Consider the following 14,912-nt stretch of genomic DNA (forward strand, 5'->3'; position numbering starts at 1 on the left):
CCGTTCGAGACGGGAGCGGCCGGCGACCCCGTTCTCTCAGCGAACGACGGTCACCGTAACCGACGCCCGACTCGCGACGAGTTCTGCGACGCTCCCGAGAAGCAGGTTCGTCTCGCCGGTTCGACCGTGGCCACCGACGTAGATTGCGTCTACGTCCTCTTGTTCCGCTAACTCGACGATACTTCGAGCGGGGTCGCCACGGCGCGTCTCGGTCTGCACCTCGACGCCGGTGCCGTCGGCGAGGGCGGTGAGTTCTTCGAAAATCTCGTCGGCGAGTTCGTTCGCTCGTTCGTACCATTCGGTCGACCCGTGTAAGGGTTCGAGACTCACGTCCACGTCGAGCGGTGCGCTGTACCCCGGGTCTGTCGGGTCGATGACGTGCAGTGCGATGACCGTCGATTCGGCGTCCGAGAGGGCGCGCTCGAAAGCCCGCTTCGACAGCGGTGACCCATCGACTGCGACGAGGATTACGTCGGACATACTCGTATTACGTTCTCTCGACACAAAAACACACGCGCGGGTCACAACGGGGTTTTTGCCTGCGGCGCGCAATCGACGCGGTGTGTTCGGACTGCCGCCACTCTTCGAGACGAGACGGGACCGTTGGCGGACCGTCCTCATCGTCTCTTTGCTCGTTGCAGTCTCAGTCGCTGTCGGTTCGGTTCTCGTGAGTCGGTTCCCGTTCCTCGCGAACCCGCAAGCCCTCAGAGTGGTGCTCCTCGACGCGGGACCGGTTGCCCCTCTCGCGTTCGTCGTCGTGCAGGTAGTGCAGGTTCTCGTCGCACCAGTTCCCGGGCAGGCCCTCGGATTCGCGAGTGGGTACCTCTTCGGTGCGTTCTGGGGGACGGTCTACAGCATGGTCGGTATCGTCGTCGGCACGGCGGTGGCCTCTGCGCTCGCGAGGCAGTTCGGCCGTCCCTACGTCGAACGCGTCGTCACTGCCGACGCACTCGAACTGTTCGACGACGCGATGGCGTCTCACGGACTCGTCTTCCTCTTCGTCGTCTTTCTCGTCCCGGGCCTCCCGGACGACGCCATCTGTTTCGCCGCGGGTCTCACAGATATCCCGCTTCGCCGTATCGTCGCCGTCGCCGCAGTCGGCAGACTCCCAGGATTCCTCCTCGTGAATCTCGCCGGTTCGGCCGCAGCAGACGGCGACCCGGTACTCACCGCCGTCTTCGTCGCCGTCCTCCTGTCGGCGTCGGTGCTCGGGTACGTCTACCGCGACAGACTGTTCGGGACGTTCACTCGTCGAACACCCGGTCGTTGACCCAGACCAAAAGCAGGTTCGCCGCGAGGAACGGGACGAACGCGCCGGCAATCCACCCCCACTCCCGAAGGCCGAGTGGGACGACGCCGAACAGGTCCGAAAGCGGCGTGTAGAGCAGCAGCAGGTGGAGTGACAGCGAGAGACCGACGGCCGCGAGGAGCCACGGATTCGACAGCACCGACAGTCGGTACCGGAGGCGAACCGATTGCGTCCGGACTAACTCGGCCGTGACGAGGAACGTGAACAACACGGTCTGAGCCACGACGAGGTTGGCGGACTCGGCCAGTGCGTAGAAGAACACCCCGAGGCCGGCACCGGTGAGCGCGACACCGATGCCGACGATAGACGCAATCGTCCGCGCGTCGAGGACGCCCTCGTGTCGTGGCCGCGGTGGGCGGGCCATCACGTCGCCGGATTTCGGGTCCACTCCGAGTGCGAGTGCGGGGAAGCCATCGGTGACGAGGTTCAACCACAACAAGGCGACGGGCGTGATGACGAGAGCGGTGCTGGAACTGAACACCTCGGGGAAGAACACCGCTCCGAGGAGCGTCCCGAGGAAGACGACGAACACTTCGCCGGTGTTCGCCGAGAGGAGGTAGTTGACGAACTTACGGATGTTGTCGAAGATGCCGCGGCCCTCGGCGATGGCGTCGCGGATGGTGACGAAGTTGTCGTCCCGGAGCACCACGTCGGACGCCCCCTGTGCGACTTGCGTCCCGCGTTCGCCCATCGCGATACCGACGTCGGCGTTGCCGAGTGCTGGTGCGTCGTTTACGCCGTCACCCGTCATCGCAACCGTGTAGCCCAGGTCCTGGAGTGCTCTGAGGATGCGAACCTTGTGTTCGGGTTCGACGCGAGCGAACACGCGAGTCTCTCTGACGGCGCGGTGGAGTCTGTCCTCGCTCATCGCTGCGACTTCGGTACCCGTCACCACCGAGTCGCCGTCGATACCGACTTCCTCTGCTATCGCGCGAGCGGTGAGTGGCGTGTCGCCCGTCGCCATCGTCACCTGAATACCTGCGGCCTGACAGTCGGCAACCGCCTCGGCGACGCCGTCTCGCGCCGGGTCGGTCATTCCCTGCAGGCCGAGAAACACCAGGTCGGACTCCAGCGATTCCTCGTCGGCCGACGGGTCGGCGTCGGGTGCGTAGGCGAATCCGAGGACGCGAAGTGCGTCGGCGGCGAACTCCTTCGTCGCGTCTTCGACTGCGTCTCGATGCTCGTCGGTCAGTGTCGCTATCGTCCCGTCGACGAGGATTCTCTCACTCCGTTCGAGGACGACTTCGGGTGCGCCCTTCACGAGCGTGAACGGCCCGTCGCCCGGTGCGTCGAACTCGTCGACGACGACGGACATCAGCTTGCGTTCCGACGTGAACGGAATCTCGTGGAGTCGTTCGGGGTCGCTGTCGATACCGCCCACGGTGGCGACGTTCAGCAGTGCGACTTCGGTCGGGTCTCCGCGGTGGCCGCCGTCGTCGAGTTCGTCGGCGTCGTTACAGACGGTGCCGCAGGTGAGAAGTGCCGAGAGTGCCGGGTCCGGGTCGAGACTATTCGTGTCGAGGTCAGGCGTGCGGCCGTCCGGAAGCCATCCTCTAGTGACTGTCATTCGGTTCTCGGTGAGCGTCCCGGTCTTGTCGGTGACGATGAAATCGACCGCGCCGAGACTCTCGACGACGGCGAGGTTGCGGACGAGTGCGTTTCGTTCGAGGAGCGTCCGCGACCCGAGTGCGAGCGTCAGCGTGACGACGGCCGGGAGGCCCTCGGGGACGGCGGCGACGGCGAGGGTGACGGCGACCAGAAGCACCACGACTGGGTCGGTGGCTGTAAAGAACAGCTGTACCGCGGCGATGAGGAGAATCAAGCCGACGATGCCGATTCCGATACGGCGACCCAGTCGTTCGACTTCACGTTCGAACGGCGTCTCTCGTTCACGGGCTTGCCCGAGTTGGTCGGCGATGTTGCCGAGTTCCGTATCCATGGCGGTTGCGACGACGACTGCTTCCGCCCGCCCACGGACGACAGTCGTCCCCGCGTGGAGCATACTCCGCCGGTCGGCCAGTGGGACGTCCTCGTCGACGGGGGTAGACCCCTTGCCGACGGGGACGCTCTCGCCACTCAGCGTCGATTCGTCGGCCCGGCAGTCGGCGGCGTGCAGGATTCGCGCGTCGGCCGGGACGGCGTCACCCGCTTCGAGGACGACGATATCTCCCGGGACGATTTCGTCGGTCGGAATCCGGCGGACACTCCCGTCACGTCTGACCGTCGCGTCGGGCATCGCCATCTCTCTGAGCGCTTCGAGGGCCTTCTCCGCCCGGTAGTTCTGGACGAATCCAAAGATACCGTTGCCGAAGACGATGAGGAAGATGAGCGTGGCGTCGGTGTAGCCCGGTTCACGACCCGGGAGCAACCCGACGGCGAGCGAGAGTCCGGCAGCAGCGAACAGCAGGAGGACGAGTGGTCCGGTGAACTGCGCGACGAAGAGCGAAAGCGGCGAGACGCCCTCTTCTTCGGCGAGTTCGTTGGGGCCGTACTCCGAGCGTCGGTGTTCGGCCTCGTCGCTGGTGAGGCCATCCTCCGTGACGTCGAATCGAGAGCGGACCGTCTCGGCTTCGAAGGCGTGCCACGGGGTCCCCTCGTCCCCGTCTTCGGCCTTCTGTTTCGTACGGACTCGCTCGGACACGTTTCGACTGAACGACACGCGGGGACGTATGTCCACCGGCGATTTTCACCCGCCCGTGACCGGCGGTACGATGAATATCACTGGCGTTCCACGTTCGACTATGTGTGGGGTCCGACCATGAGCGAGCGACCGGCGGAACCGAACGAGAGCGTCTGCCCGTACTGTGGCGTGGGGTGTGGAATCAAATACGACACGGACCGCGGGAGTGCAGTCGGGTGGAAAGGCCCGGTGAACACGAAAGGCGAACTCTGCCCGAAGGGGGCGGCGGCGTGGGACGTGGTGGAACACGAAGACAGACTGACCCAACCGCTGGTCCGCGTCAATGGGCGGTTAGTCGAAGCGACGTGGGAGGAGGCGTTCGACATAATCGAACGAGAGTTCGACCATATCGTCACCGAACACGGCCCCGACTCGGTGTTCTTCTTCACGTCGTCGGGGTGTACGAACGAAGAGAACTACCTCTTACAGAAGACGGCGCGGAAACTCGGAACCAACAACATCGACAACTGCGCGCGTCTGTGCCACTCCTCGACGGTGGCGGCGATGGGCAACCGGTTCGGTGCCGGCGCGATGACGAACTCGCTGGAGGACTTGATGGAGGCGGACGTGTTCCTCGTCACGGGCGCGAACCCGGCCGAACAACACCCCGTCATCTTCCGGTCGTACCTCTTGCCGGCACTCAAGTCCGGGACGAAGATGATTCACGTCGACCCGCGTGAGAACGCCACCACGAAGGGCGCAGATATCCACCTACCCGTCAAACCGGGCTTCGACATCCCGCTTTTGAACGCGATGGCGGCGGTCATCGTCGAGGAGGGACTCGTCGACGAGGCGTTCGTCGAAGAACGGACCACCGGGTTCGACGAACTCCGCGAGTACCTCGCCGACATCGACGTCGACGCGGAAGCAGCACGCGCTGGCGTGGACCCCGAGGACCTCAAAGCGGCGGCGCGACTCTACGGCGAGGCAGGCAGAGCGGCCATCTTCACCGGCATGGGGATGAGCCAACACCACTGCGGCACCGACAACGTCCATACGCTCATCAACCTCCCTCTGCTCACTGGCAACGTCGGCAAAGCGGGCACGGGTGTCAACCCACTTCGCGGCCAGAACAACGTTCAGGGAGCGGGCGACGTAGGCGGCCTTCCGAACGTCCTCCCCGGGTATCAGGACGTGACCGACGAGGATGCACGCGCCGCCGTCGCAGAGGTGTGGGGGTTCGAGCCTCCGGCACTCCCGGGCCTCACGGAAGTCGAAGCGACGCACCGCTTCGGCGACGACGTCCGCGCAGCGTACGTCTTCGGTGAGAACCCTATCGTGGGCGAACCGAACGCGAATCAGGTCAGAAAGCAGTTCGAGAAGCTCGACTTCTGTGTCGTCCACGACGTCTTCCTCACGGAGACGGCCGAGTACGCCGACGTGATTCTCCCGGGAAGCGTTTGGGCCGAGAAGTCGGGGACGGTGACGAACACCGACCGGCAGGTCATTCGGATGCGGAAGAACGTCGACCCGCCGGGGAACGCCCGACCCGACCTCGACATCCTCAGAGAGTTCGCGGCACGTGTCACCGGGATGGACGCACCCGAGACGCCGGAAGCAGTCTTCGACGAACTCTGTGCGGCCGCACCGATTTACGCCGGGATGTCCTACGAAGGCATCGGCACCGGAAGCCAACGCTGGCCCTTCTCGGAGGGTGCGGCCGAGGGGATGGCCGTCCTCCACACCGACACCTTCGGGACGGGTTCGAAGACGGCCCCGCTTCGGGTCGTCGAACACGTCGACCCGGCGGACCAACTCGAAGACGGTGAACTCGTGCTCACGACGGGCCGCGTGCTCCAGCACTTCAACACCGGTGCGCTCAGTCGTCGGTCGGGTGTCCTGATGCGGATGCGCGGCGAGGACGTACTCCAGATACATCCCGACGACGCCGCCGCCCGAGGCATCGAAGACGGTGACGAGGTTCACGTCGAGAACGAACGCGGCACGGTCACCGTCGCCACCGAGGTGACGCCCGCAGTCCGACGCGGGACCGTGTTCATGACGTTCCACTACGCCGACCCGCTCGTGAACCAGTTGACCGGTGACGCCCTCGACCCCACCTCGAAGATTCCGGAGTACAAACACAGCGCCGTCCGCGTGACAGTCTCCTCGGAGGCAGATGACTGAGAACTCGCTCCCGACGCTCGCGGACGCAGTCGGCGTCGGCCCCGACGACCTGACGTCGGTGGTCGGCGCGGGCGGCAAGAAGTCGCTCATCTACCGACTCGCCCGCGCCCTCGACGGCGTCGTCACGAGCACGGTCAGAATCCCTATCTTTGACGACGAAGTCGAAGCCATGGCCGTCACCGACGACCCGGAAACCGCAGTCGCAGCGCGTCGGACTCGGCCGCTCGGGGTGGTCCCAGAACGGGACAGACCCGACCGATACCGCGGGTACGACCCCACCACCGTCGCCGCCATCGGACGTGCCACCGAGGACGTCGTGATGGTCAAAGCCGACGGTGCGCGCTCGCGATGGCTGAAAGCCCCCGGCGACCACGAACCGAAGATACCGGACAGTTCGGACCTCGTCTGTCCGGTGGCTAGCGTCAGAGTCGTCGGTGAACCACTCGACGACGAACACGTCCACCGGCCACACCTCGTCTCCGAGATAACTGGAACCGACCTCGGAGACCCTCTCTCGGCGTGGGACGTCGCCGCCGTGTTGGCCAGTGACGCTGGTGGGTTGAAGGCCGTTCCCGAGACTGCTCGTGTCGTCCCCATTCTCAACATGGTCGATGGTGTCTCACAACGAGAGACTGCAGACCGAATCGCTGGATGGGTACGCGAACACCCTCGCGTGGACCGGGTCGTCGCGACACGCCTCGTCGCAGCGGACCCCGTCGTCGACATCTATTGAGAGAAGGCCGCCTTCCGACAGCTACTGCGGGTGGCCCCGCACCGGTCTCACTCGCGCGTGCGAGTACTCACATTAAACGTCGCTTCGTCTGGCTCGAAACGTCTCTTCTGCGGCGGCTAACTCGGACTGCGTGTTGATGTTCTCGAACGTCTTGGGGTCGAATCGCGCCAGTTCCGACGGCCCAACGGTGTGGACGTCCAGCGAGTCGAGCGCGTCGAGAATTCGACCACCGCCGTCTTCTAGGACTTCGGCGGCGGCCGCCGAAACCGTCTCGGTTCGGTAGATTGCCTGCGTCGTCTGGAACCACCCGTCTTCGAGGCGCGGGACGACGGCGTCCGCACCAGTCCGTTCTGCTTCGCTGACGAGAAACGTCACGAGCGACGGGTCGACGAACGGCATGTCGCACGCGACGACTGCCGACAACGTGGCGTCAGTCGCGTCGAGGCCGGTTCGGATGCCACCCAGTGGCCCGGCGTCGGGGTCGGCGTCGATAGCTATCGTCGGGTCGAGGCCGGAACAGGCCGCCGTGAGGTCGGCGGCCTGGTCCCGCCGGCAGTTGAGGACGAGTTCGTCTGTGGGCCTGCGCAGTCGGTCTGCCGTTCGGCGGACGAGCGGAACACCGGCCAGTGGCGCGAGTGCTTTGTCGGTATCGCCGAATCGCTCCGACCGCCCGCCAGCGAGGACGACGCCCGCGACGCGGTTCATCGCGCCGTTTCGCGGCCAGTCAACTCGTCCAACGAGAGTTCGACGATGTGGAGTTTCAGGTCGGACACGTTTTCGTCGAACACCCGGACGCTCCCGTATAACTTGTTGAGTGTGGCGTCGTCCGGGAGTTCCTCGTCGGGGAGGACGCGAACCGAACCGCGTGCCATGATGCTCCACGACTCGTCACCGCAGTCGTCGTAACAGATGAACGTCGCTTCGCCCGTCGTTTTGACGAACTGCATCTTCTCGCTGTGTTCGTCGTCGCTCAGGCGAAAGAGCAGTCGGTTCCCGCCGCTATCGAGTGTGACGTGGACGGGCACCGCGTACGCGTTCCCGTCGCTCGCGAGCGACAGGACGCCAGACGACGCTTCGTCCAGTCGCTCGGCGATTGTTTCGTCGTCCATCCCCACCGTGTAGACGAATTCGACATCTTCCATACACTCTCTTGGTGCCCCCGTCACATGAAATGGCGGCCCAGTGTGGTCCGTCGATTCGGCAGGGCAACGAGTGAGATGGACTATCGGGTGAGATAGAACTCCGAATCCGGATATCGTTCTTTGACCGCTGGGGTGTCCGGCGCTCTCGTTGCCGACGACGCCTCCGGGTCGGAGTCGCCTCGTCGTCGCGGTAAGTCAGTCGTCGAGGAGCGTCTCGATTCTGCTCGCCGGTTGTGTGAGTCTGTCGAGGGCATCCTGTGCGGCGTCGGCGACGGCGTCGGGGGTTCGAAACGAGTCGCCCAGGCCGACTTCGCGCCGATGCCACTCACCGTCCGCGCGGGCGAAGATATCGACCCACCAGTAGAGCGTGAGTCCGCGAGCGAACTCGGTGACGACGACGCGGTAGTCGGCGTCGGGTGACTCGTATATCGCTTTGGAACTCGCCTGTTCGGTGTCGGTTTCGACGGTGACGTCCCACTCCTCCGGCACCGAAAGCGAGAATGGGTCGTCGGTCATCGTCGAGTACGACGAAGCGGAACGACTTGATTGGTCCGCTCCCGGCAGCACCCGAAGTGGTCGGTGTTGCACACGGTCAGTCCAGTGACCGGGCCGAGTTCGCGACGACGAGTAGACTCGACGTTCCCATCGCGATGGCAGCGAAAAGCGGGTTGAGAAGACCCAACGCGGCCAGTGGGATGGCGACGACGTTGTAGCCGAACGCCCACGTCAGGTTGCCGCGGATGCGTCGGTTGACGCCCGCAGACAGCGCGAACACCTCCGGAACCGCGTCGATGTCGCGGCCGACGAGCACCGCGTCTGCGGCGTCGCCGGCGATATCCGTTCCCGTTCCCAGTGCGATGCCGATGTCCGCGGCGGCGAGGGCGGGCGCGTCGTTGCTTCCGTCACCGACCATCGCGACGGTGCCACGACTCCGGAGACGCTGGACTGTCTCGGCTTTCGCCTCCGGCGGGACGCCCGCGAACACGTCGGTCACGTCTGGGTGGTCACGGAAGCGGCGCGCCGCGCGTTCGGAGTCCCCCGTGAGGACGACCACCTCTCGACGGCCGTCGGCGGCGACGGCGGTGACCACGTCGTCCCACGCAGCGCGGGGTTCGTCGCCGACGACGATGACCGCCCGAACGCCGTTACCTTGCGCGACGACGACGGGGACCGCTCCCTCGTCTCGTGCAGCGTCGATTGCGGATGCCGCGTCGTCGCCGAGAGACAGTCCTTCGTCGCGGACGAGCGTCGGGTGACCGACGACGACTCGTTGGCCGCCGACGGTTCCGGTGACGCCTCGGTCGTGGACAGTCGCGTCGTCTGCTGCGACATCCGGAACCTCCACGCCGGCGTCGTCCGCCGCCGCGACGATTGCCGACGCCAGTGGATGCGCCGAGAAGCGTTCGAGCGCGGCGGCGACGCGGAGTGCGTCGTCGTCGCCGTCGACTCGGAGGACGGCCATGTCGCCGTCGGTCAGCGTCCCCGTCTTGTCGAAGACGACGACGTCGACGTCCGGAACCGCTTCGAACACTGCTTCGGACGCGACGACGATACCGCGACTCGCCGCCTCTTTGATGCCCGACGCGACGGCCAGCGGTGTTGCGAGGCCGAGCGCACACGGACACGAGACGATGAGGACGGTGAGGCCGACGAGGAGTGCCGCCGTCGCAGTCTCCCCGCGCAGGAGCGTCCATCCGAACGCGAGCACCGCGAGGACGAGTACGGTCGGGACGAATATCGTCGCCAGTTTGTCGGCCAGTCGCTGGACGCCGGAGCGTGCGCTCTGGATGTCCCAGAGGAGTTCGACCAGTCGGTCGAGCGTGCTCGTCGCGTCCTCCCCGACTTCGACGGCGACGGGCCGGTCGGTGACGACGGTGCCGCCGAGCACGTCGTCGCCGGTGCGTTTCGTCCGCGGCATCGACTCACCCGTGACGAGTGCCTCGTCGACTGCCGCGGCCCCTTCTACGACCGTTCCATCGACCGGAACGCGCTCACCGGGGCGAATCTCGACGACGTCGCCCGGCCGGAGGTCCTCGACGGCGACTGTCTCGACGCCGTCTGCGGTTCGGCGGCGTGCCTCCGAGACGCGCGAGGCGGCGAGGTCCGAGAGCATTCCGGCCGCCTTCCGCTTGATTCGGTCCTCGTAGTAGTTGCCGAGCGTCACGACGAGGATGATGGCGACGGTCACGTCGAAGTAGACGTGCGTCTCACCGACGAGGACCGCAGCAGTCGAGTAGACGTACGCGCTCGACGCCGCCAGTGAGACCAGGAGGTCCATGTTCGGTTGGCCGGCCCGGAGGCTGACCAGCGCACCACGCAGGATGGGGAAACCGGTGTAGAAGAGGACGATTGAGGTCATCACCCAGATGTTGCCGAGGATGTAGACGCTGTCGAACGCGCCGAGTTCGACCACCGGCGACAAGCCGACGTAGGTCGGGTAGAGAAACAGGACGTACCACATCATCACCATCATCCCGAAGACGCCGCCGCCGATGACGAAGCGTGCGACCTGATTGTCAGACCGCTCTGCTGCCTCGCGTTCGTTCGGGTCACGCGTCCCGTAGCCGTACCGAGAGAGCGTCCCCGAGAGGTCGTCGAGGTCGGCCGTCTCCGGGTCGTAGGTGACACGAACCATGTCGTTGGCGTAACTCGCGTCTGCGCCGTAGACGCCATCACAGGTCCGCGCCGTCCCGGAGACGAACGCCTCACAGGTCGCACAGTGCATGCCGTCGACGGCCATGTAGGTCCGTTCGGCACCCTCCGGAACGGACTCTTCGTCGCCCGCGAGTTCGCGTTCGACCGTCTCGGGGTCGGCCGTCGCGGCGTCGCCGAGCGTCCGCGTGATTTCGAGACACCCCCGACAGCAGAACTCGCCGGACACGTCGTCGCCAGTCACGGGTGGCGTTGGCGTCAGGAGACCACAGAGGTCACACCCGCTGTCGCCGTCGCCAGCGTCCTCCCGGGACCGTGTTTGTGTCGCCATGCTCACCCCAGTGGTTGGTAGAAGGGGACGTGAAGGTGTGGGACCGAGACGCCGAGCAACATCAACCCGTGTGAGAGCGGGATGTACCCGAGGACGAGAAACGCCACACCGAGCGCCCGGTGGAGCGTCGCGCGCCGCCGCGCGGACACCTGTCCGAGGAGCGTCCCGTAGAGGAACAGCGTCGGAATCGTCCCCAGTCCGAGCAGTGCGAGCAACGCGGCAGACCGAACCGGGTCGCCGGTGGCGAACGCGTAGAGGTACGCGGGGTAGATGATGGGACACGGCAGGAGGCCGTGAATCGCGCCGAGGCCGAGGATTCGTGGCCCGCCGACGAGCCTATCGACTCGTGCGGTTGCCCATCCACTCACGCGCCCGAACACGCGCGTTACTGGTTTCGGTGTGAGTCGGTCTATCGCCGCCGACCGACCGACGAGGTAGCCGAGACCGGTGAGGATAATCGCCGTCCCGACGAGCAGTCCGGTCGTCGCTCGGACGCCGCTTCCGATGGCGGCGAGTGACTCGAAGGCCCCGAAGAAGAGGCCACCGACGAGTGCGAACGTCGCCCCGATAACCGCGTAACTCAGTGCCCGCCCGACGTTGAACAGCGCGTGCTGCCGAACGTGGTACAGCGTAAGCGCGTCCGTCCCTGCCCGGTCGCTCAGTCGGTCTGCGTAGACGCTCACGAGCGGTCCGCACATCCCCAAACAGTGTGCGCCGCCGAGGAGTCCGACGACGAGAAACGCCAGTGCCTCTGGTGGGTTCGTGGGGAGGACGGGCGGTGTCACCCCTCCGTCCATCTCAGACCGCGTGTTCCTGGTCTGCGTCGTTGTCTGCGTCGTGTTCGTGTTCGTGTCCGCCTTCGGTCGGACTCATCAGCAGGTAGATGATGGTCGAGATGAGCAAGACGTTGATGGCGGTGACGACGCCCGCGAGGGGGTTTTTCGTGGCTCCAAAGACGATAACTGGTAAGAGTGCAAGGAGTGCGACCGTTCCAGCACGGCGCGGAGTCAGTTCCATATCGGTTGATTCGCAGGTACAGTGTTTCGGATTTCGCCTATTCTAACGCGATGAGAATTGCCTTGTCCTTTGAAGGTTGGTTCTTGCTCAAGAAGGGGTATGGCCGTTGATTCGACAGCAGAGGGGAGCGCCGCGGCCCCTGTCTCAGGAACTTCAAATTCCGGGGACGTACCGGCTGATGCGGCGACTGACGGGGGTTCCGCTGAACCACCCGTCGATTCGATCGTCGGCACGGCCGACGACGGTATCGTCCGACAAATTGGACACGACGATTTCGACCCAGTTGGAACGCTCATACTCGTTCTCATCTACATGGTAATCCTGCTCTCTATGTGGGTGTTCATGTACTTCATCGAGTTCCTCGGGCGGGGACTGACGGTGGTGGGCTAATATGGAGATTCACGCGTACGAAAAACTCTGGCTCGCTCTCGCACTCGTTCTCATCGTCGGCTTCATCGGAACTATCACGTACGGTGCCGCTGGCGCAGGTATCGACATGATAGACGACAAGGGTGGCACCGTCGACCCAGCGACGCTCGACGACCACCCGAAGTTCGGTGACCCCGGCATCGAGAAGACTGGTGAGAATCAGTACGACGTCTACGTCGTCACTCGCCAGTTCGTCTTCGAACCCGGCACGACCCAACCCATCCGCGTCCCCGAAGGGAGTACTGTCACGTTCCACGTGACGGCGGCGGACGTCATCCACGGATTCGAAGTCGTGGGCACGAACGCGAACACGATGGCCATCCCGGGTCAGGTGGCCGAGTTCACCGTCGAGTTCGACGAACCCGGTGAATACGGACTTCTCTGTAACGAATACTGTGGCTCCGGACACCACGTCATGGAAGGAAAACTCGTCGTCATGGAACAGAGCGAATTCGACAGTTGGTACGAACAGCAGCAACAGGAGGGTGAGAACTGATGGCAACCGCGACGGGAACTGAGCGGACGTTCGTCGACCGGTTCCCCGAAGAGGCGTCCGTAATCAAGGCGAACTTTCTCGTTGCCTTCGTAGCCCTCGGTATCGGGGCCTTCTTCGGCCTCGTACAGGCACTCCACCGGACGGACATCCTCCGCGTCATCGACTCCGCGGACTACTACACGATGCTGACGGGACACGGTGTCCTGCTCGCCATCGTGTTCACCATCTTCTTCCTCACTGGCTTCTTCCACTGGGCGACAGCGAGGAGTCTGGACCGTCCCGCAGAGAGCACGCTCTTTTCGTGGGCGTGGTTCGGACTGATGACGACTGGGACGGTGCTCGCCACGATTGCGATTCTCGGTGGCTTCGTTCCGAACCTCGGCATCAGCGCAGACGTGCTGTTTACGTTCTACGCGCCCCTGCAGGCACACCCGATATTCTACATCGGGCTGGCGATGTTCATCGTCGGAACGTGGCTCGCAGGTGCCGACTGGTTCCTCTCGTACCGTGCGTGGCGGCAGAACCACGCCGGTGAGCGCATCCCGCTGCAGACGTTCATGGTGCTGACGACCATGATTATGTGGTACGTCTCCACCATCGGCGTCGCCGTGTCGGTGGTGTTCTTCCTCATCCCGTGGTCGCTCGGCCTCATCCCGAGCGTCAACCCGCTTCTCACCAGAACGCTGTTCTGGTACTTCGGGCACCCCATCGTCTACTTCTGGCTGATGCCGGCGTACATGATGTGGTACACCATCCTCCCGAAGCTCTCGGGTGGTCGACTCTTCAGTGACCCACTCGCACGCGTGGTGTTCCTGTTGTTCCTCCTGCTTTCGACGCCAGTCGGGATTCACCACCAGTATCTCGACCCTGGCATCGCGGAGGGCTTCAAGTTCATCGCGATGACGAACACGATGTTCCTGCTCCTGCCGTCGCTGCTGACGGCCTTTACCGCCGTCGCCAGCATGGAACACGGTGCACGTCAGCGCGGTGGTGAGGGATACCTCCGATGGCTCGGTGCACTCCCGTGGCGTGACCCTGCCTTCACCGGCATGGCCTTCGCTGGCATCCTGTTCGCCGCCGGCGGTTTCTCCGGCATGATAAACGCCGGGATGAACATCAACTACCTCATCCACAACACGCTGTGGGTCCCCGGTCACTTCCACCTCACCGTCGGGACTGCCGTCGCACTGACGATGATGGCCGGGTCGTACTGGCTCGTCCCCCAACTCACCGGGACGAAACTCTACAGCCGACCCATCGGCCTCCTGCAGGTCGTCATGTGGTTCGTCGGCATGGTCTTCATGTCGAACGCGATGCACCGTGCCGGCCTCGCCGGTATCCCGCGTCGGACGGCAGAACCGCAGTACCAGAACTTCGAGTTCCTGACGCCTATCGGGAGCATCTTCGAACTTCGCGTGCAGATTGCCCTCGGCGGAACGCTCCTGTTCCTGTCGGTGGTGCTGTTCCTGTTCAACATGCTCCTGACCGCGTTCGGTGAACAGTCGGACCGTCCGGTCGACGAGTACCTGCCGGAACCGCTCTCGGGTCCCGAGGGCAGTCCGCGTATCCTCGACAACCTCACGATGTGGACCGGTATCGCGGTGCTCCTCGTCATCCTCGCGTACACCCTGCCGGTGGCGGCAATCATCCAGAACGGCGGTGGCCTCTTCGGCGGTGGCCTCCCCGTTCCGGCCACCATCTCTGCAGGAGTCGACGCCACGGCAACGCTTCTGGAGGTGATTCTATGAAATTGACCAAGGCGACGTCGCTCATCATCATCGCTATCAGCGTCCCGATTGCCATCGAACTGCGCACAGTGGCGGGCTTTTTCAACATCGACCTCCCGCTCATCGCAGTGGCTATCATCGAGTTCCTCTTCCTCGCACTGATGTTCGTCCTGTACGGACTCTACGGCGACAAGGGCGACTCGGTGTCACCGTAATCGGGGCAGACGGGTACACACCCGTTCGCATCGCTCGACGACCACACGTTCTGC

General features: G+C 64.5%; 15 protein-coding genes. 7 read left to right on the forward strand and 8 right to left on the reverse strand.

All coding sequences use genetic code 11. The annotated features are described in order from the left end of the window. Window positions 1-36: 36 nt before the first annotated feature. Window positions 37-480, reverse strand: coding sequence for a universal stress protein (locus ACK3R5_RS04295; protein WP_411968168.1), 444 nt, complete (start codon window positions 478-480; stop codon window positions 37-39). 82 nt (window positions 481-562) lie between these two features. Between ACK3R5_RS04295 and ACK3R5_RS04300 the strand changes: the two genes are divergently transcribed. Further along, a complete protein-coding gene (locus ACK3R5_RS04300; RefSeq protein ID WP_411968169.1) occupies window positions 563-1,270 on the forward strand; it encodes a TVP38/TMEM64 family protein in 708 nt (235 codons plus the stop codon). Here the strand turns inward: ACK3R5_RS04300 and ACK3R5_RS04305 are convergent. Continuing rightward, on the reverse strand, window positions 1,245-3,986 hold the full coding sequence (locus tag ACK3R5_RS04305; protein ID WP_411968170.1) for a cation-translocating P-type ATPase: 2,742 nt from the start codon (window positions 3,984-3,986) through the stop codon (window positions 1,245-1,247). The two genes, ACK3R5_RS04300 and ACK3R5_RS04305, sit on opposite strands and share 26 nt — an antisense overlap. A gap of 81 nt (window positions 3,987-4,067) precedes the next feature. Between ACK3R5_RS04305 and fdhF the strand changes: the two genes are divergently transcribed. Together fdhF and yqeC are read left to right on the forward strand one after the other, a co-directional pair. Continuing rightward, window positions 4,068-6,116: a formate dehydrogenase subunit alpha gene (fdhF, locus tag ACK3R5_RS04310; RefSeq protein WP_411968171.1), complete on the forward strand. Its 2,049-nt coding sequence runs from the start codon at window positions 4,068-4,070 to the stop codon at window positions 6,114-6,116. Further along, window positions 6,109-6,849, forward strand: a complete 741-nt coding sequence (gene yqeC / locus ACK3R5_RS04315) for a selenium cofactor biosynthesis protein YqeC (RefSeq protein WP_411968172.1) — start codon at window positions 6,109-6,111, stop codon at window positions 6,847-6,849. The genes fdhF and yqeC overlap by 8 nt, the downstream gene beginning before the upstream one ends. A 72-nt stretch (window positions 6,850-6,921) precedes the next feature. On the opposite strand, the gene ACK3R5_RS04320 is transcribed toward yqeC, so the two are convergent. The 6 genes from ACK3R5_RS04320 to ACK3R5_RS04345 all read right to left on the reverse strand — a co-directional run bounded on the left by ACK3R5_RS04320 (window position 6,922) and on the right by ACK3R5_RS04345 (window position 11,991). Then, the gene (locus ACK3R5_RS04320) at window positions 6,922-7,554 is read right to left on the reverse strand and encodes a molybdenum cofactor guanylyltransferase (protein ID WP_411968173.1); all 633 of its coding nucleotides are present in this window, start codon (window positions 7,552-7,554) and stop codon (window positions 6,922-6,924) included. After that, window positions 7,551-7,991, reverse strand: coding sequence for a pyridoxamine 5'-phosphate oxidase family protein (locus ACK3R5_RS04325; protein WP_411962836.1), 441 nt, complete (start codon window positions 7,989-7,991; stop codon window positions 7,551-7,553). Before ACK3R5_RS04325 ends, ACK3R5_RS04320 begins: the two co-directional genes overlap by 4 nt. Window positions 7,992-8,186: 195 nt before the next feature. Beyond that, window positions 8,187-8,507: a hypothetical protein gene (locus ACK3R5_RS04330; RefSeq protein ID WP_411962837.1), complete on the reverse strand. Its 321-nt coding sequence runs from the start codon at window positions 8,505-8,507 to the stop codon at window positions 8,187-8,189. A 76-nt stretch (window positions 8,508-8,583) separates the two neighbouring features. Next, window positions 8,584-10,974 (reverse strand): heavy metal translocating P-type ATPase, encoded by a 2,391-nt coding sequence (locus ACK3R5_RS04335; RefSeq protein ID WP_411968174.1) that lies wholly within the window; start codon window positions 10,972-10,974, stop codon window positions 8,584-8,586. Window positions 10,975-10,976: 2 nt separating this feature from the next. After that, the gene (locus ACK3R5_RS04340; protein ID WP_411962839.1) at window positions 10,977-11,771 is read right to left on the reverse strand and encodes a sulfite exporter TauE/SafE family protein; all 795 of its coding nucleotides are present in this window, start codon (window positions 11,769-11,771) and stop codon (window positions 10,977-10,979) included. A 1-nt stretch (window position 11,772) separates the two neighbouring features. Beyond that, complete coding sequence (locus ACK3R5_RS04345) at window positions 11,773-11,991, reverse strand: hypothetical protein (RefSeq protein ID WP_411962840.1); 219 nt, start codon at window positions 11,989-11,991, stop codon at window positions 11,773-11,775. Window positions 11,992-12,090: 99 nt separating this feature from the next. Between ACK3R5_RS04345 and ACK3R5_RS04350 the strand changes: the two genes are divergently transcribed. The 4 genes from ACK3R5_RS04350 to ACK3R5_RS04365 are packed head-to-tail and all read left to right on the forward strand — an operon-like array spanning window position 12,091 to window position 14,858. Further along, the gene (locus tag ACK3R5_RS04350) at window positions 12,091-12,381 is read left to right on the forward strand and encodes a ba3-type terminal oxidase subunit CbaD (protein WP_411962841.1); all 291 of its coding nucleotides are present in this window, start codon (window positions 12,091-12,093) and stop codon (window positions 12,379-12,381) included. Between the two features lies 1 nt (window position 12,382). After that, the gene (locus ACK3R5_RS04355) at window positions 12,383-12,916 is read left to right on the forward strand and encodes a cytochrome c oxidase subunit II (protein ID WP_411968175.1); all 534 of its coding nucleotides are present in this window, start codon (window positions 12,383-12,385) and stop codon (window positions 12,914-12,916) included. Beyond that, window positions 12,916-14,664, forward strand: coding sequence for a b(o/a)3-type cytochrome-c oxidase subunit 1 (locus ACK3R5_RS04360; protein WP_411968176.1), 1,749 nt, complete (start codon window positions 12,916-12,918; stop codon window positions 14,662-14,664). Before ACK3R5_RS04355 ends, ACK3R5_RS04360 begins: the two co-directional genes overlap by 1 nt. Continuing rightward, window positions 14,661-14,858, forward strand: a complete 198-nt coding sequence (locus ACK3R5_RS04365; RefSeq protein ID WP_411962844.1) for a CbaC protein — start codon at window positions 14,661-14,663, stop codon at window positions 14,856-14,858. Before ACK3R5_RS04360 ends, ACK3R5_RS04365 begins: the two co-directional genes overlap by 4 nt. The last annotated feature ends 54 nt before the right edge of the window (window positions 14,859-14,912 follow it).

The sequence above is a fragment of the Haloferax sp. YSSS75 genome (assembly GCF_046764215.1).
Classification (GTDB): Archaea; Halobacteriota; Halobacteria; order Halobacteriales; family Haloferacaceae; genus Haloferax.